This is a genomic window from Streptomyces sp. NPDC043854, from assembly GCF_056436005.1.
Genome location: NZ_JBWKDK010000005.1, coordinates 78,695 through 95,309, shown reverse-complemented (window position 1 = coordinate 95,309; position 16,615 = coordinate 78,695). Strand labels below are relative to the sequence as shown.

The following is a 16,615-nucleotide window of genomic DNA, read 5'->3' as shown; positions in this document are numbered from 1 at the left end:
TTCTACTCCGCCACTGTGGCCCGCCGAAGCGGCGGGCCACACGACGGGGGTCGACGAACCGGCCGGCATCGGCTCCACCGGCGGCTGCAACACCACAGGGGCCTCCCACCACTGCCCCCTCGCCAGGGTCACCTACCGGGCGCCCCCGGCACGGCCAGTACGATCTCGACCATGGGCCGAACCCTGCCAACCGCCAGCCCGGGGTGGACATCGGCGGCGACACCATTTCGGACGGCAATATCTACTTCGGCGAACGGGCCGTCGCTTCGGAGTACGCCGGGCCGGCGGGAGCAGACTTCGCCAAGACGATGGTCGAGTACGAAATGCACCTCTCATTCCTCGAGGAGTTCGGCGACCATGCGGATGTCCACGACAGGAACGGGCCAAACGGCGCGCCGCGCATCGATTTCGAGATACCCGTGGACAAGCTCGACCGGTCAACGAGCTGACCCAGAAACGCAGCTGGATCGAAATCGAATCTTTGGAGGGCCGAATTGAGATTCCGTGATCACGAGGAACTCGACGTGACGGTCGTCGCGGTCGCCCCTGTGGGCGCAAAAGTCGAAGTGGACGGATCGAAGGGCGCCTTCGGCTTCATCGACCAGGCCAAGCACCCCTCCTGGTGGGACGAAACCGTGCCGCCACCACGCGCCGGAGACAAGCTCCACGTATGCGTCCTGGACCCCACCCGCGAACCGTTCCCCCGCCTGAGCGCGCTCCAGGACGACATGGACACCGCCCGGCGCCTGCGGGGGGTGGACAGCGCATGAGCGCTGCGCTGATTCATGCCCTTGACCAGGATCCCCTCTCACCGCCAGGTCGCGATCATCCTCACCGACGCCATCAGTTTGGGGTACGGCCAGGCCCAAGGCCGCCCGCCTGCTCACTGTGGCCTTCATCGCCTGCGTCCTCGCCGGCCGGCGGCGCCGCTGGCGTCGCGACTGATTCATGACACTTCCCGGGACAGCCCGGGTTCAGGTGGTGGAAGCCCGGGTGGGGGTGCATGAGGAAGTCGTGGTGCGAGATGTCCCAGGCGTAGGCGCCCGCCATGGCGAACGGGACGCGGTCGCCAGTGCGCAGGCCGGCCGCGGCGGGGGCGTGGTGGGCGAGCTCCGCCCATCGCAGTCGGCGCCAGCGTGGGCCGGGGGGCTCGCCCGGGGTGGCGGCGAGCACATCCGCGGGGTCGAGGCCCGGGATGATCTCGGGACCGCCGCCCATCAGCGCTGCCCGCTGGTACTCGACGAACGACATGCCGGTCGGCCCGAGCTCGTGCTCGTACATGGAGTGGAGTACCCAGGCCGCGTCGGGCAGTGCCGGCGGCATGAATCCGGTGACTCCGTCATCGGAGGTCAGGTCCCGCAGCCAGTCGGTTTCCCGGGGCGCGGCGAGGGGCCGCCGTGCGGTGGCCAGAGCGGCGGCTGTCTCGTGCATCCGATCACGATCGCACCCGGCGTCGAAGGCGTGCGGCAGGGCGCCGATCGAGGGACGTTGGGTGGAGCGGGTCATCGGGCTCGACGACGTCCGGTAGGAGATCGCCATGCTGCAGACCCCGGACGGCCGCGGCCGCATCGAGCTGGCGAAGTTCCACAGGCCGAAAGCAATCAGCGCCGAGCCGAAGGACGCACCGGCGAACACCCTGGGCATGCGTCGCATCATGTTCGCCGTCGACGACATCGAGGACGTCGTTGCCCGCCTGCGCACCCACGGGGCCGAACTCGTCGGCGAGCTGGCGCAGTACGAGAACGTGTATCGGCTCTGCTACGTCCGCGGACCCGAGGGCATCATCGTCGGACTGGCCGAGCAGCTCAGCTGAAGGCCGCCGCAGGGACCGTGCAGCAGCGATGGTGGGGGCGCGGGAGTGCCTGCCCTGCCGCTCCGGTTGGCGAGTTGAGAGGCGTGGTTGGCGAGCGAGCCGATCTCACCCCCGACACGCAAGCTCTCTCCGCCCGAATCGACCGAGACGCCGCAGACCAACCCACCAGGCTCCGCGTCAGGACGGGGCGAGGACGCAGAACTCGTGGCCCTCCGGGTCCGCCAGGCAGGTCCACGGGACGTCGCCCTGGCCGAGGTCGAGGTCGGTGGCGCCGAGGGCCCGCAGCCGGGCCACCTCCGCTGTCTTGTCGTCACCGGGGTACGGCAGCAGGTCAAGATGGACGCGGTCCGGCACGGTCTTCACGTCGGGCGTGCGGAGGAACTCGAGATACGGGCCGACACCCTTGGCGGAGCGCAACACCGCCTGATCGTCGGTCACCTGGTGCAGGGTCCAGTCCATCGCCTCACCCCAGAACCGGGCCATGGCCCGCGGATCCGCGCAGTCGACCACCACGGCGGCGATCGGCCCGGTGTCCCGGTAGACATCCCGAGGTTCCAGTACGCAGAACTCGTTGCCCTCGGGGTCGGCGAGGACCGTCCAGGGCACGTTGCCCTGGCCCACGTGGGCGGGCGTCGCGCCGAGAGTCTGGAGGCGCGCGACCAACTCCGCCTGGTGGGCCGCAGAGGTGGTGGCGAGATCGAGGTGCACCCTGTTCTTCGTTGGTGTCTTGGGTTCCGGGACGGGAACGACGTCGATCCCGACGGCGACCGGGTCCGGCCAAAGGAAGTCGCCGACGGGGCCCACGTAGGTGGTCACGCCGGGGCTGTAAGCCCTCCAGCCGAGCGCCTGCGCCCAGAACCGGCCGACCGCCGAGTGATCAAGAGCCTTGATGTTTACCTGAACAGGTCGCAGTGCCATGCCGGCACCCTATGCACCCGCTGCCTCAGGCGTTCACGGCAGCCGCGGCGAAGAGGAGTTCGGGGAGGGAGCCGGTGAAGTTCGGCAGCAGCAGGAGTGCCCTTTCCCACGCCTCCGGGTCGTTGCCCAGCTGCTCCCGGACCAGTCTCCGGGCTTCGCGGTACAGCGGACGCCAGTACGGGCCCACTACGCCGGACCAGGGGGCGTGGGCGGCGACGAGGAAGGAGAGGATCTCAGGGGCGGGCGGTGTCGCCGGAGGACGTCGACGGTGGTCAGGCGGCCGTCATTGAGCGCCTGGGGCAGCCAGCCCGTGCCGTCGGCGTTGAGGAGCAGGGGCTTGGCACCCAGCGCCTCGAGGAGCAGCAGTCGTGGACAGTCATGCTGCTGGGCGAGGGCAACCAGGAGGTCTGCCGACCGCGGTTCGGCGGTGTGGGCCTGCACGAGCTGCGGCCAGGGCAGGGCGGTTCCCTCATCCGCGAGGTGGCGGACCCGTTCGGCGACCGAACCGGCGGCTGTCCGGCGGAGCAGGGACACCAGCCGTACGGGGTCCTCCTCGGCGGCCAGCCGGGCTCGGAGGAGGGCGAGCCCGTCGGGCGCGGCCAGGGCCTCCCGCACGGTCCGGTGACTGGTCGCGGGCAGCGGGTGCTCGGCGCTGCTCCGGGCGGGGAACCGCTGCTCCTCCATGAGCGACTGGACCGCCTCCGGGCCGTGCCGCTCCCACAGCCGGATCAGCGCACGCAGGCGGCCGCCTTCCGTATGAACCTTGATCCTGGCGAGCACGACCCTCAGCACACGGGGGTCGCCGGACAGCAGGCCGGCGGTCACCCAGCTCCGGTGATGACGCAGGTCGATCCAGCCGAGCTCGGCCAGAATTTCGTCGGTGACCGGGACCTGGCCGCCCCGCCGCCCCCGGCCCGCGAGGATCCGCGCACGCTCCTCCCAGGCGATGGCACCGTGGATGTAGAGCTTCTCGTTGACCTCGGGGTCGTCGAGATCGTGGAGTTCCTCGACGGTCTCGGCCGGCAGGTCCCATCGGGAGGCGTTGCCCAGCTGGGCGGACCTGCCGTGGACGGCGGTGATTCGTCCGCGTATCCGTGCCGAGGGAGAGCCGAAGACCAGCAGGTGCTGAACGGCCCGGCCGTCCATGGAGGGCACGAGGGCCTCCTGCACCTCCTCCTCGGCGTACTCCAGCAACCGCTGGAAGAGGCCGCGGGGACCTTCGGGCTCCCGGCAGGGAAATGCGGCGCCGGTCGAGCGGGGCCATGACGGGGCCTTGCGGCCGCTGCGCTCGGCGTCGGTACACGCCGCGGCCACGAGTTCGGTGGCCGTCCCCTGGAAGCGGTTGACCTGCCGGTAGAGGGAGAGCCAGGCGGCGGGGTCGGCGCCCATCGGGGCCGTCAGTTCCCTGACGGCCTTGCGGACGGACTCCTCGCCCTGGGGCAGGCACGCCAGGGCCTCAGCCGCGGGCGCCGGTTCGGTGAAGAGCTGCTCCGCTGACAGCCAGCCCTCGGTCAGGCGGCGCCGCAGGACGTCAGGCACGAACTCCCGGTCGTCGGCAACCTCGGGACCGGTCAGCGCGGACAGCGGCAGCGGGCCCCTTCCCTGCGTAAGCGTCGTCCGGGGATCCGTGCGCAGACCCTCGGCACTGGATCTCCCCGCGCTGACCACAGGCCCCGCGACGACCGTTTCCGATGGAAACGGCGGCCGTACCCTCCCTTTTGGCGTTTCTCGCCGTACGGAGCAGCAAGGCGTGACGCCCACCGACCGGGGGCGTTATGCATGCTGTGTCAACGCCTGTCGTCCCCGCCCCGCCTGTCCTGCCGTACCTGCTGACCATTCAGCAGGGCGGCACCGCACGCCTTCTGCTGTCGTACGTGGCCGCACTGCCCCTGCCCTCCCCGGACGCCCAGCTGCTCGCGGTGGTCATCGCCATCCGGGCCGCCCGGGGCGGCACCGGGAACATCACGGGCCAGGACCTGCGGTCGCTGAAGCTGACCGACCCGGCCCGGGCGGTCGCCGCGCTGCGCGGCCTGGGCTGGCAGATTCCGGAACTCTTGCTCACCGGGCCCCCGGAGGCCCCGGTCGCGGTGACGGTGCCGGCTCTGGCCGTCGAGACGGACCACCCCCTGCCCTGCGGTCAGCAGGCGCGCTCCCGGGTATCGGGCTGGACCGCCCGCACTCTCGCCTCCAAGCCGCTCCGGAAGACCGCCCCGGCCGTACGGCTCGCAGCCCTGTTCCTGGCCGCGCACGGTTCTCCCGAGCGCCACGGGACGCTGCCCGGCGGTCTTCCCGAAGCCTGCCGCGCCGTGCTGCCCGAGCTGCTGGAGAAGGGCTTCCTCATCGACCTCTCCGGCGACCAGTACCGCCTTCATGCCGGGGTGCAGCACCTCACCGGGAGGCTTCCCCACCCCGCGGACGCGAACTCGCCCGCCCCACCGACACCGCCCCGCGTCCACCCGCAGCGGATCAGCCCGGACGACTGGGCGCAGTGGAAGGCCAAGGCACCTCCGGGACTGCGACGGCACGCCGAAACCGTCGAGAACTGCGTCATCTGCCGCCTGCCTCTCGAACAGGTGGCGGCCGCCTTCACGGCCAGCCGCGTGGTCATTCCGGCGCCGCGCTACGTGCGCGACGCTTACCAGACCTGGAAGGAGAAGCACCCCGACCGCGGCGAGCTGGCCGCGCAGTTCACCGTCGCGTTCCGTGTGGAGCACGGCCACGGCCCCTCCTACCGCCAGCTGTGCTCCGGCCTGGGATGGGACCTGCGCCGGGGCCTGCGCTCCCTCGTCGTGAGCCGGCTCCTGACGAGCGGATGGCTCACCGATACCACACCGGTGCCGTGGACACTGCGGCCGGGAACCACCGCCAACGCCCACGGGATCATCCTGCCGGAAACGCGTTGACGCCGTACCGGCCGGCTCCGCTCGCCGCTGTCGCGCTCGTGGCGGTGCCCACGCCGTACGTCCTGGACAGCCGGCCTCCGCGATGGGACGCCGGCTGGACCGTCATGCTCATCTGCGCCGTCGCGATGCCCCCCTGTTCCCGGTGAGGACATCCGGCACGGACCCAGGGTGAGGCGGTGGGGTGACATGCGGCGGACGGGGTACGGGCCGCCGCCCTGCGGTGGGACCAGCCGTCAAGCAGGAACCGCGAACGAAATGAACTCCGCGGACGTCGGCCTGCAATGCCGAGTGGCATCCCGTACGGGCGTACGTGAGCCGATACGGTGGGCGCGGTGATCGCGTGGTCGCCCGCATCCCGGCGCCGCCTTCGGGCGGACCGGCCGACGATCCCGCAGCACTGTGGGCTGCCGAGAACTTCCTCGTCGCCTGACGGGGACCTGAGAACAGAGAGAGGGAGGCCGCTGTGGCTCTCAAGTCCGTGACCGACGCTTCCTTCGACGATGACGTCCTCAAGAACGACAAGCCGGTCCTCGTCGACTTCTGGGCGGAGTGGTGCGGTCCGTGCCGCCAGATCGCCCCCGCCCTGGAAGCCATCGCGGCCGAATACGGGGACAAGATCGAGATCGTCAAACTCAACATCGACGAGAACCCCACCACCGCGGCGAGATTCGGCGTCATGTCCATCCCCACCCTGAACGTCTTCCAAGGCGGCGAGGTCCGGCAGACGATCGTCGGCGCCAAGCCGAAGGCGGCCCTGGAACGGGAACTCGCCGACTTCATCCACGCGTGATCCCGTCGGGAACCGCTGCCGGCGCAAGGACGCGGCCCCGCCACATTCCGACCACCACGAGATCACCCGAACAAGAACCTTGTTCGGGTGATCAAGTCCACCGAGCGGTGAGCGGAAGACTCCTCAAGCTCAGCTGAAGATGTGGAAGGTGAGTTGGGTTTCCGTGTCGTTGATCACGTGGCCGTGTACGTAGCCGCTGCTTGTCTTGTACTCGCCCGTGCCTCCGCTGATGGCGAGCGTGAGGTCGTGGGGGGGTGGGGAGTAGGGGGCGTGGCCCTGGACGGTGATGTCGCCGTCGGAGAGAGCGAACGTGATCAGGCACTGGAGAGTGCCTGTGGTTCCTTCGATTCGGGTGATGGTGCATTCGCCGCCACCGGTGCCGACCCTTTGGGTGTCGCGGTAGAGGTCGTTGGCGAGAACGAACCCGCTGCCCTGGGTGTCACCCGAGCCTTCCGGGGTGAGCTGGGTGGTCTTGGCGATCAGCGTGATCACCTGTTCGCTCTGTGTGGGAGGCCCGCCGTCAGCAGCTGATGCGAGCGGGGTACTGAACAGGACCGCACTCAGGGCGGCCACTGAACTTCGAGCGAACAAACCGAAATTACGCATGTCAAAGCCCTCACGGCTGGCGGTTTCACGGAAAGGAGAGCGTCCTTGGGGAGGCGCTCATCACCCGTGTTCATCGGACCACGGGATCGTGTGCCTGTGGTGCGGGACTCGCCAGTCGTACGGGTCACATCACCTCCAATGCAGTAGCAGGTGGTGACTGGCTATCGACTTCCGCGACCTGTTGGTGCGTGCCCGTATCCAGCTCGGCGAGCCGATCGTGCTGGTCTGGGGCAACGTGCGCATCCACCTGACCGCACAGCCCCGCTACGCGAGTTCATCGCCGCGAACGCAGGCATGCGATCTTGAAGTCGCAGGCCAAAGGGCCGGCTTGACTGGTACTCGGGGTTCGCGGGCGGGCGGCTTGCCTCGGCGAAGCTCCACAAACCGGACTGCAGCGTGAGGTCGTTCGAGAAGAACGCGAAGGACACCGCCTAGACCGGTTGGGCACAAGGACAGGGCAGACAGGTTCAGAACGCGGAGTGGGCGAACCAGTGGGCGAGCAGATCCGGGTCGCCAAGCAACTGGAAGGCGTCGCTTCGGTGGTCCAGGCGGCCGTAGAGCAGCAGCAGGATGTCTGAGGCCGTTCCCCGGATGGTGGCGTCTGCCGTGTGCAAGTCTGCGCGGTCGGCCAACAGGCCGAAGCCGTCAGGGCGCAGGCCGACCAGCCAGTCGTCGTCGCCCTCCGTGCAGCTGAAGCGAATGGTCCGGTCAGGGCCCCGCAGTTGGGCGGTGAGCGGCGCGAAGGGGGATGCGAACGGCAGGTTGGTGAGGAACTCGCCGATGCCATCGACCGCCAGTGGGCGGTCGATGTGCGGTGAGAGTCCCAGTGCGACTTGGGCATCGGCCCGATGGACGAGGGTCTCGAAGAGCATGCGCCGGACCCAGAACCGGGCGCGCTGGTCAACCCCCCACGCCCACATCGGCGCGTCCAGGTCGGTGGCGGCGAACACCTCGGCGGTCTCCGCCGCGCCGGCGGTCAGCCAGTCCGGGAAGTCGCCGGCGTTCTCCGGCAGGCGTAGGTCCATCTCGCGGCTGGTAGGGGGCTGCTGGATGCGCTGACGAAGCAGCTCGCCGAACCAGCGCTGCACGGTGCCGACGTGCTGTACAAGGTCGCCCAGGGTCCAGCCGGGGCAGGTCGGCACCGGGGTGGAGAGGTCGCGTCCGGTGACCGCGGCAACGAATGCGGCGGTCTCGGCCGCGACAGCCGCTCCGTGCTGGGCGGGGGTCATGTGTGCCCTTTCCTCTGGTGATGCGGCGAACTACTTGAGGAGGTGGATGGTTAATGTCCTTAAATGATAGCGGCCTCGGTCTCGGTCGTGCTCCGGCCTCTCGTTTCTCTCCCTCCTCGACCACCGCGCGTCGCTCCTCTGCCGCTGACGCCCGCCCGCGGGATCCTGGAAACACAGGGCCACCACCCGACCCGCACCAGTCTCAGCCCCGCCATCGACACAGCAAGGAACGCCATGATCGTCGACTGCGCCCACTACCGCGACGGGCGGCGCCAGCAGGAGGGCCCGATGTCGCTGGAGCAGGCGGCCGCGTGCTGCGAGCAGGGCGGTTTCGTCTGGCTGGGCATCTTCGAACCGGGTCCCGAAGAGATGGACAAGGTGCGCCAGAGCTTCGGCCTGCACGAACTGGCCGTCGAGGACGCCCGGACCTCCCACCTGCGGCCGAAGGCCGAGCAGTACGAGGACGGCACCGAGCTGATCATCCTCCGCACCGCGCGCTATGACGACGAGCGCGAGGAGATCGACACCGGGGAGATCAGCGTCTTCCTCTCCGAACACTTCGTGATCACCGTCCGCCAGGGCATCGCCAGCGAGCTACACGGCGCCCGCAACCGGCTCGAACGGCGCCCCGAACTGCTGCGCACCGGCAGCGCCTCGACCCTGTGGGCCATCCTCGACCAGGTCGTCGACAGCTACGCCCCGGTCGTCGCCGAACTCGACCGCGACATCGAGCAGATCGAGGCCACGGTCTTCTCCGGGGTGATCGCCCCGACCGAGCGGATCTACTTCCTGCGCCGCGAGGCCACCGACTTCTACCGCGCCGTGCACCCGCTGCTCGCGGTGCTCGCCCGCCTGCTCAAGCCCGGCAGGGCGCCGGCCGAGCTGCTGCCGTACTTCCACAACGTGCACGACCACCTGCTGCTGGTGAACGAGGAGGTGGCCGCCCAGCGCGACCTGCTGGCCACCGTCCTGGAGGCGAACATCGCGGTGATCTCCGTCGAACAGAACAAGATCAACCTGAGGCAGAGCGCCACCATGGAGCGGCTCACGATCCTCGCGACCGTCTTCCTCCCGCTGTCGTTCGTGGTCGGCTTCTTCGGCCAGAATTTCCCCTGGCTCGTCGCGCACATCAGGGGCTTCCCGGCGTTCCTCGTCCTCACGGTCTTGGGCCTGGTGCTGCCCTGCCTGGCCCTCTTCCTCTGGCTCCACCACCGCCGCAACCGGGACACACCTCCACCGCCCCTCCCGCACCAGGACCCAGACCCAGAACAGGACCAGGACCAGGACCAGGGCCAGGACCAGCGATAGGACTCCTCCCGCACCAGGGCCAGCCATGTGCCCGCGCCGCCAGCCCGCCCCTTCCACACCACCGATGAGGTCAAGGCCTCGTGATGCACGCCGAGTTCCTCGGCCATGCGGCGGATCACGGGCTTCGGCTGGGCGGTGCAACGCCGGCGGGGGCCCCGCCGGCGTTGCCCGACATGATCCCGGTGGGGTCAGCGGTTGACGGCACCTGGAGGATTCGAAGCCGAGGCAGTCGTTGTGGCGGAGGCCACCTTGCCCACGGTGCCGAAAGCCACGTCCAGCGGCTCGGCGCCGACCGGGATGGTGTCGGTGACCGTGTCGGACCCGGTGTTGATCACCGACACCGAGTTGCCGTTGCTGTTGGTGACGTAGGCCTTCTTGCCGTCGGGCGTGACCCCGACCCCGAGCGGTCCGGCGCCGACCGCAACAGTGCCGGTGACCGTGTCGTTCGAGGTGTTGATCACCGACACCGAGTTGCTGCTGCCGTGGGTCACGTAGGCCTTGGGGCGGCCGGGAGTGACCGCGACCCCGAGCGGTCCGGCGCTGACCGGGATGGTGCCGGTGACCGTGTCGGTCACGGTGTTGATCACCGACAGCGAGTTGCCGATCGAGTTGGCCACGATGGCCTTGGGGTGGCCGGGAGTGACCGCGACCCCGTACGGTCCGGCGCCGACCGGGACGGTGCCGGTGACCGTGTCGGTCACGGTGTTGATCACCGACACCGAGTTGCTGCTGTTGTGGGTCACGTAGGCCTTGGCAGCGTCGGGACTGACCGCGACCTCGAGGGGTCCGGTTCCGACCGGGATGGTGGCGATGACCGTGTCGGTCGCGGTGTTGATCACCGATACCGTGTTGTTGAGGGAGTTGGCCACGTAGGCCTTGGTGCCATCGGGCGTCACCGCGACCCCGACAGGCAGGGTGCCGACCAAGATCGTGGCGGTGACCGTGTTGGTCGCGGTGTTGATCACCGACACCGTGAAGCTGGTTTGGTTGGTGACGTAGGCCTTGGTGCCATCGGGAGTGACCGCCACCCTGACCGGTCCTGTGCCGACCGTGATGGGGCTGCCGGGAACGGCCGTGGCCGGATTCGCAACGTTGATCACGGAGACCGTGTTGTCGAGTTGGTTGGTGACGTAGGCATAGGTGCCAGGGGGGACGGCCTGGGCGGCCTCCGCCCGGACCTGGGGGAATGCGGCCAGGCCGAGGATGGTGAGGACCAGGGTGAGCACTGCTGCCCACCTGCCTGGTAGCGGGCTGGGGGGGCGGTCCGTGCGAATGCCAGGGAGCATGTTTGTTTCCTCTCCTCCCAACACGCCCCGCTGGCGGACGTCACCATCGGGTACGCGAGGGACAGGGACGACCGCAGGCACAGATCCTGCAGTCCGGCGCATCCCTATATATCAGCATTGCCGGAAAAGGCAGCCCATTCATCATGTTTCATGCGGTATCCGGGACCAATCGGCCCACGCTGGTCACCTGTCGCCCAACCTGACCGGCTGCGCGCACAGGGACGATCGCCCTCACTCGGACCCGGGTGCCGGGGAACCGGGCCCTGACCGCCGGACAAACCGCATGGACGTTCCAGGAGGGCTCGGAGCCCCACCCGGTCCTCGACCTGAATCGCCGTCACTGCAGCACATCAGCCGCACGGCTGACGTCGGCCCGGATGACGCCTGTCCGGCTTGTTGCGGGGAGGCCGCGGTTCAGGTGAGGTACTGATACGGGACGCCTGCGCTGCTGCCCGCAGGGGTGTGCACGGTGACCGTCACCGTGCCGGGTGCGCCGCCGGGGGCGACGGCGACGACCTGGGTGTCGGAGACCACGGTGAAGGGCACCGGTACGCTGCCGAAGCGCACGTCGTCGGCGTAGGTCAGGCCGCTGCCGGTGACGGTGACGGTGTTCCCGCCGAGGGCCGGGCCCTCTGCGGGGTTGAGGCTGCTGACGCTCGGAGCCGCGAGGTACGTGTAGTAGGCGCTTCCCAGCCCCGGCATGCTGGTGCCGCCCGGCGTGGTGGCGGTGACGGTCACCGAGCCCGATCCACTGGGGGCGTTTGCAGTGAGCTGACTGTCGGAGACCACACTGATACCGGTGGCCGTACCGGTTCCGAAGCTGACGGCGCTGGTGAGGGTCAGGTTGCTGCCGGTGATGGTGACGGTGTTTCCCCCGGAGAGGGGGCCCTGGTCGGGGTCGATCCCGGCGATCTCCGGAAGCGGGATGTAGTAGTAGGGCAGTGGATTGCTGGCGCCGCCGATCGTGGTGACCGTGACATCGGCGGGGGCGGCCGCCGCCGCCGGCACGGTGACGGTGACCTGGGTGGAGGTGTTGCCGGTGATGGTGGCCGGACTCGTACCGAACTGCACTGCGGTGGCCGCTGCGAGGTTGGTGCCGGCGATGGTGACGGTGTTCGCCCCTGCGGTCGGGCCCTGGCCGGGTGTCAGAGAGCTGATCACCGGGGCCGGGACGTAGGTGTAGGCGACACCGTTGCTGATACCGCTGGTGGTGGTGACCGTGACGTTGACTGTTCCGGTGCCCGCCGGTGAGGTCGCGGTGATCTTGGTGTTGTTGACCACCCAGAAGGGGGTCGCGACCGTCCCGAACTTCACCGATGTGACTCCGCTGAACCCACTCCCGTTGATTGTCACCGCCGTGCCCCCGGCGGCTGGTCCGCTGGTGGGGCTGACGCTGGTCACCACTGGGGCCATGACCTGTCCCTTCCGCGTTCATCAGGGTGCTGCGCCCCGGCTGGCGTGCGGGTGCCCGGGCGCAGCGACTTCATGCCCGGCACGTCTCTGGACGTGCCGGGGTGTCGGCGATGTGGTGATGACTGATGACCCCTGAGCCGGGCCGAGGGATCAGATGACGGTGAACACGTCGCCGGCGACGATCGCGGTCTGGCCGCCGGGAGTGGTGGCCCGGACGTCGTACGTGCCTGTGGCGAGTCCCGAGGGAACGGTGGCGACCAGCGTGGTGCCGGAGGTGCTCGTGAAGTCGGCCTGGACCGCCGTACCTCCGCCCGTGGGGGTGAAGGTCACGACGCTGACGTCCACGAGGTTGGTGCCCGTGACGGTGGTGTTGCTGCCGACCGCACCCGAGGTGGGAGACAGGCTGGTGACGGTCGGGACGTCGTAGTAGGTGTACTGGGTGGCTGCGCCGAGCGGGAGGCTGGTGCCTCCGGCGGTGGTGACGGTGCAGTCCACCGTGTCGGTGCTGCCGGTGAACGCGCCGTGCGCGGGGCAGGTGACGGTCAGCTCGCTGTCGGAGACGACCGTCAGGCCGGTGCCGGCACCCACGGCGCCGAAGGTCACCCCGGTCGCGGTCAGCAGGCCGCTGCCGAAGACGCTCAGGGACGTGGCGGCGGCCGGACCGGTGTTGGAGCTGAGGCCCTCGGGCTCCGGGGGGTCGATGTAGAAGAACGCGAGCGAGTTGCTGGTCGTGGTTCCCGCGGAGACGCTGACGCTGACCTGGCCACCGCACAGCACCGGGATGACGACGGTGACGGTGGTGGCGCCGACGGTGGCGGGGGTGACCTTCTTCGTTCCGAAGTTCACCTTGGTCGTGCCCGACAGGCCCGTGCCCGTGAGGGTCAGAGTCTGCCCGCTGTGGCTCTGGGTGGGGGTCAGGGAGGTGAGGGTTGCCATGACGGATCTCCTTGCGTTCGCGATGCTCCAGTGGCAGGCGCCGGACGGCTTGGCAGCGAGCCGCACGAGTCCGCGACTTCACGCATATCCCGGGCTTTCCGGTGGGAATGTGAAGCCGGGTGAGGGAACCGATGGGACTGCCGCAGCGCAGCGAGGCAAGCGGCGGTACGGTTGCGGCGGGCAATGCTGGCGTGTGTCACGAAGCCGTCGGACGTTGCGCGGCGGAACGGTCCCGCATCTCACGGGAATGGTCACCCGGTCCTCATGCAAAGGGTCGCCATCCGGTTCGAAGCGTTGGCCTGGTCGACTGATCCGGGCGGTCCGTCTCGCTTGATTTCGATTAAATCTGATGGACGCCAAAGCCGAAAGAGTGCAACTGGATCGCTCAGTAGCTAGTACCATAATCGCAATTACGGCAAATTCGCTCTCTTTACGCCGGAGTGCGCCGCTAAATGATGTTTTCCCAAGGATGGATTCTCAGGCGTGAATGGCCGATCCCGGTCTCAATTCGCCAGCGAGGACTGCTCGTTGACCAGCTTGACAGCTCGCCCGTGCCGCCGTCTCTCCTGGAGGGCTGCCGCACCGCCGGCCGTCACGTTTGAGGACATCACGCTCCATGGCCGCGCCGCGTGGCTTTCCCGCCTCGGCGGCCCGGCGCGGCTGGAACGGCCGGACCCGGGTGCAGGGCCGGCGTCCGGCGCGAGTTCCACCACTGCTTCCCGCCGCCTATACGGGCTGCTCCTGGGCCTTGGTATTCGAGCACCGAACGGCAAGGACCGCGATGTCGTCATCGAGCCTTCCGGCGCTGTAGTGGATCAGGGCCCGGTGAAGCCGGTCGAGCAGCTCGCGGGGCGGCGTCGGGCTTTGCTGACGCATCCACTCCGGCAGCGGGAAGAACTCGCCGTCGCGGCCCCTGGTCTCCGTGACACCGTCTGTGTACAGCAGCAGCTGGTCACCCGGAGCGAGGGTGAAGGTGTCGACGCAGTAGTGGTCTCCGATGAGCGATGCGAGGTTGAGGGGCGGAGAGGGGGTGGAGGGCTCCATGACGCGGATCTCGCCGCGGTGCACGAGCAGGGGCGGGGGGTGCCCGCAGTTGAGAATTCTGACGCGGCCTCCGCCATGCGGGATCTCAGCGACGAGAGCGGTCGCAAAGCGCTCTGGCAGGTCCAGGCCGGGGAAGGCAGCGCTGTGGCGGGAGATGCTGACCTCCAGGCGGTGGACGACGCCCCTCAGGTCGGGCTCGTCGTACACGGCCTCCCTGAAGCTGCTGATCACCGCTGAGGCCGCCCCCACCGCGGACAGGCCCTTACCGCGTACGTCGCCGATGAGCAGCCGGACCCCGAACGGTGTGCCGACCGCCTCGTAGAAGTCTCCGCCGATCCGCGCCTGCTCTTGGGCCGCCAGATACAGCGACTCGATCTCGACACCCTCGATGCGGCGCGGCAGTGGGCGCAGCAGTACTTTCTGGGCTGCGTCGGCGACGAGCCGGACGTGGAGGAGCGTCTCCTCCCGCTGGAGTCGGACATGGCTTGCGTATGCGGCCGCCAGGGTGACCGCGATGATCGCAGCCGCCGTGTAGGGCGTCCCCAGGTCGGTGTAGGCGAAGCTCAGGCCGATCATGACCACAAGGCAGAACGTCCCCAGCAAGATCGTGGGGAGCACGGGCCACATCGCGGCGGCGAGAGCAGGTGCGGCCGGCAGGAGGCGGCTGAAGGCGAACTCCCTCGGTGTGGAGAATGCCAGGGCTGTGATGAGGACGGTAACGATCACCGGTGACAGCAGGGCAGCGTCCCACCGGCCGCCACGGGGAGGGCGACGGCGCCCCGGCCGTCTTGACCTGATCACAGAATGCATCATATCGGCGCAAAATGAGCTCCGGGCTGTGACGGAACGTGCCGCTCACGCTCGGTGACCGCACGCCGGAGTGCAGTCACGCAACACGCCGCTCCGGCCGGCCATGCCATCGGGGCGGCATGTACGCCCGTCGGGGGTGTCAGCCCGGACGTCGCCGGCCATGGCGGCGCGCCAGCAAGCTCGCTGCGGATGGAGTGCCACCGGCGATGCGCAGGACCGTCTCCCGGCGGGTTCGGGGCGGCGGCGCCTCGGACGGCTTCGTGCGTCCCGCCGGCCCCCGGCACTGTCAGGAGGCCACACCCGTCCCGCAGTGCGAGCCCGGCCGTCACGTGCGCTGTGCTGCGCGATCCGGCTGTGAGATCGCGATGCCGACCAGGCTGCACCGGTCCCGTTCGCGTGCGCATCATCGGAAGGGGGAGCACCTGGGGCGACCTGGGAGTGGTGATGAGGAATGAGGCTGTCTTTCCTGGAACCCCTGTACACGGAGTCCGGCCCGTTCGCCTCGGTGTACCTGGACACTTCCCGGGACGTCGACCAGCCCGACCGGGCCATCGCCCTGCGCTGGCGCCGGCTGCGTGAGCACCTGGCCCGGCAGGGTGCCGACCGGGCGCTGCTCGGCGTACTGGAGGACGTGGTCGGTGCGGACGCGGAAGTGCCCGGAACGCACGGGCAGGCGATCTTCGCGGCGCACGGCTCGCTCGTCCTGGACGGGGAGCTGCCCCGCCCGCCCGCACGCGACTCGGCCCGCTACAGCATCCTGCCGGACGCGATGCCGCTGGTCACCCAGCATCTGCCGGAGATCCCCTACCTGGCGGTGGTGGTGCACTACAGCGGGCTGCCGACGGCCGAGACGCACGGCTGGGTGAGGGTGGAAGCGGAGTCCGGCAGCTGGCCGGCCTCCGCCGTGACCCCGGGTGAGCGGCTGCACCGCAGGGTGGCGGTGGCCACCTGGCACCGCAGCGCCGTCCGGCTGGGCCACGAGCTGGAGGCGTGGGCACGGCGTGCGCACGCCGACGCCGTCGTCGTCGCCGGTGACGCCTGGGCGGGCAATGTGCTGGTCCGGCGGCTGCCGCACGCCCTGCGTGACAGGGTCGTACGGGTCGCAGGCGCCACCCCGACGGACACCGGACGGGCCCTGCTCGAACCGCAGCTCAACAGCATTTTCCCCGGCCGGATGGCCGAACACGACCGGGAGCTGGTGAACGTCTTCATCGGCCGCCGGGCCCTTGGCGGGCCCGTGGCCGAAGGGCCGGAGGCCGTCGTCGCCGCCCTGCAGCGCGGCCAGGTCTCGGCGCTGCTGCTGAACGATCCGCCGGCCCCCGCCCGGCAGCTGTGGACCGGCCCGCGGCCCACCCAGCTCGCCCTGGCCGAGGAGGAACTGGTGTCCTGCGGGGTACGGGCGCCACGCGAGGAATCCGCCGACGAGGCACTGCTGCGGGCCCTCGTCGGCACCGCCGCCGAGCTGGTCGTCGTACCGGACGACGAGCTGCGGCTGGGCGGGCGTGTCGCGGCGCTGCTGCGGTACGCCGACGCCGGAACGCCGACCTGACGGGAGCCCC

General features: G+C 69.5%; 15 protein-coding genes and 3 pseudogenes. 8 read left to right on the top strand and 10 right to left on the bottom strand.

The annotated features are described in order from the left end of the window. Positions 1–203 precede the first annotated feature (203 nt). Positions 204–449 carry a hypothetical protein gene (locus AC068A_RS06840; protein WP_478581735.1) on the top strand — a complete coding sequence of 82 codons (246 nt, stop codon included), beginning with the start codon at positions 204–206 and terminating at the stop codon, positions 447–449. Between the two features lie 45 nt (positions 450–494). After that, a complete protein-coding gene (locus AC068A_RS06835) occupies positions 495–770 on the top strand; it encodes a hypothetical protein (RefSeq protein ID WP_478581732.1) in 276 nt (91 codons plus the stop codon). 73 nt (positions 771–843) lie between these two features. On the opposite strand, the pseudogene AC068A_RS06830 reads toward AC068A_RS06835, so the two are convergent. Continuing rightward, positions 844–1,101, bottom strand: a pseudogene (locus AC068A_RS06830) (hypothetical protein); the annotation flags it as partial. Positions 1,102–1,465: 364 nt separating this feature from the next. Here AC068A_RS06830 and AC068A_RS06825 point away from each other — a divergent pair. Further along, positions 1,466–1,813: pseudogene (locus AC068A_RS06825) on the top strand (VOC family protein); the annotation flags it as partial. A gap of 177 nt (positions 1,814–1,990) precedes the next feature. Here the strand turns inward: AC068A_RS06825 and AC068A_RS06820 are convergent. From AC068A_RS06820 to AC068A_RS06810, 3 genes are read right to left on the bottom strand one after another with little or no spacing between them, the layout of a single operon-like run. Then, positions 1,991–2,731 (bottom strand): VOC family protein, encoded by a 741-nt coding sequence (locus tag AC068A_RS06820; RefSeq protein WP_478581729.1) that lies wholly within the window; start codon positions 2,729–2,731, stop codon positions 1,991–1,993. A gap of 25 nt (positions 2,732–2,756) precedes the next feature. After that, entirely contained in the window at positions 2,757–2,918 is a 162-nt protein-coding gene (locus tag AC068A_RS06815) for a hypothetical protein (RefSeq protein ID WP_478581726.1), read from the bottom strand. After that, positions 2,918–4,270 (bottom strand): hypothetical protein, encoded by a 1,353-nt coding sequence (locus AC068A_RS06810; protein WP_478581723.1) that lies wholly within the window; start codon positions 4,268–4,270, stop codon positions 2,918–2,920. Before AC068A_RS06810 ends, AC068A_RS06815 begins: the two co-directional genes overlap by 1 nt. A 236-nt stretch (positions 4,271–4,506) precedes the next feature. Here AC068A_RS06810 and AC068A_RS06805 point away from each other — a divergent pair, with 236 nt between their 5' ends. Then, a complete protein-coding gene (locus AC068A_RS06805) occupies positions 4,507–5,634 on the top strand; it encodes a hypothetical protein (protein WP_478581720.1) in 1,128 nt (375 codons plus the stop codon). Between the two features lie 463 nt (positions 5,635–6,097). Next, positions 6,098–6,424 carry a thioredoxin gene (gene trxA, locus AC068A_RS06800; protein WP_478581717.1) on the top strand — a complete coding sequence of 109 codons (327 nt, stop codon included), beginning with the start codon at positions 6,098–6,100 and terminating at the stop codon, positions 6,422–6,424. Positions 6,425–6,553: 129 nt separating this feature from the next. On the opposite strand, the gene AC068A_RS06795 is transcribed toward trxA, so the two are convergent. Further along, positions 6,554–6,916: an allene oxide cyclase barrel-like domain-containing protein gene (locus tag AC068A_RS06795; RefSeq protein WP_478581714.1), complete on the bottom strand. Its 363-nt coding sequence runs from the start codon at positions 6,914–6,916 to the stop codon at positions 6,554–6,556. 280 nt (positions 6,917–7,196) lie between these two features. Between AC068A_RS06795 and AC068A_RS06790 the strand changes: the two are divergent. After that, positions 7,197–7,321: pseudogene (locus AC068A_RS06790) on the top strand (IS630 family transposase); the annotation flags it as partial. A gap of 176 nt (positions 7,322–7,497) precedes the next feature. On the opposite strand, the gene AC068A_RS06785 reads toward AC068A_RS06790, so the two are convergent. Next, complete coding sequence (locus tag AC068A_RS06785; RefSeq protein ID WP_478581711.1) at positions 7,498–8,259, bottom strand: maleylpyruvate isomerase family mycothiol-dependent enzyme; 762 nt, start codon at positions 8,257–8,259, stop codon at positions 7,498–7,500. A gap of 234 nt (positions 8,260–8,493) precedes the next feature. Here AC068A_RS06785 and AC068A_RS06780 point away from each other — a divergent pair, with 234 nt between their 5' ends. Further along, a complete protein-coding gene (locus tag AC068A_RS06780) occupies positions 8,494–9,567 on the top strand; it encodes a magnesium and cobalt transport protein CorA (protein ID WP_478581708.1) in 1,074 nt (357 codons plus the stop codon). 188 nt (positions 9,568–9,755) lie between these two features. Here the strand turns inward: AC068A_RS06780 and AC068A_RS06775 are convergent, their stop codons facing one another. The 4 genes from AC068A_RS06775 to AC068A_RS06760 all read right to left on the bottom strand — a co-directional run bounded on the left by AC068A_RS06775 (position 9,756) and on the right by AC068A_RS06760 (position 14,972). Next, positions 9,756–10,793 carry a YVTN family beta-propeller repeat protein gene (locus tag AC068A_RS06775; protein ID WP_478581705.1) on the bottom strand — a complete coding sequence of 346 codons (1,038 nt, stop codon included), beginning with the start codon at positions 10,791–10,793 and terminating at the stop codon, positions 9,756–9,758. 474 nt (positions 10,794–11,267) lie between these two features. After that, positions 11,268–12,266, bottom strand: coding sequence for an IPT/TIG domain-containing protein (locus AC068A_RS06770; RefSeq protein ID WP_478581702.1), 999 nt, complete (start codon positions 12,264–12,266; stop codon positions 11,268–11,270). Between the two features lie 150 nt (positions 12,267–12,416). Next, complete coding sequence (locus tag AC068A_RS06765) at positions 12,417–13,202, bottom strand: IPT/TIG domain-containing protein (RefSeq protein ID WP_478581699.1); 786 nt, start codon at positions 13,200–13,202, stop codon at positions 12,417–12,419. A gap of 726 nt (positions 13,203–13,928) precedes the next feature. Beyond that, on the bottom strand, positions 13,929–14,972 hold the full coding sequence (locus tag AC068A_RS06760; RefSeq protein WP_478581696.1) for a PP2C family protein-serine/threonine phosphatase: 1,044 nt from the start codon (positions 14,970–14,972) through the stop codon (positions 13,929–13,931). A gap of 535 nt (positions 14,973–15,507) precedes the next feature. Here AC068A_RS06760 and AC068A_RS06755 point away from each other — a divergent pair. Beyond that, positions 15,508–16,605, top strand: a complete 1,098-nt coding sequence (locus AC068A_RS06755) for a baeRF2 domain-containing protein (protein ID WP_478581694.1) — start codon at positions 15,508–15,510, stop codon at positions 16,603–16,605. Positions 16,606–16,615 lie beyond the last annotated feature (10 nt).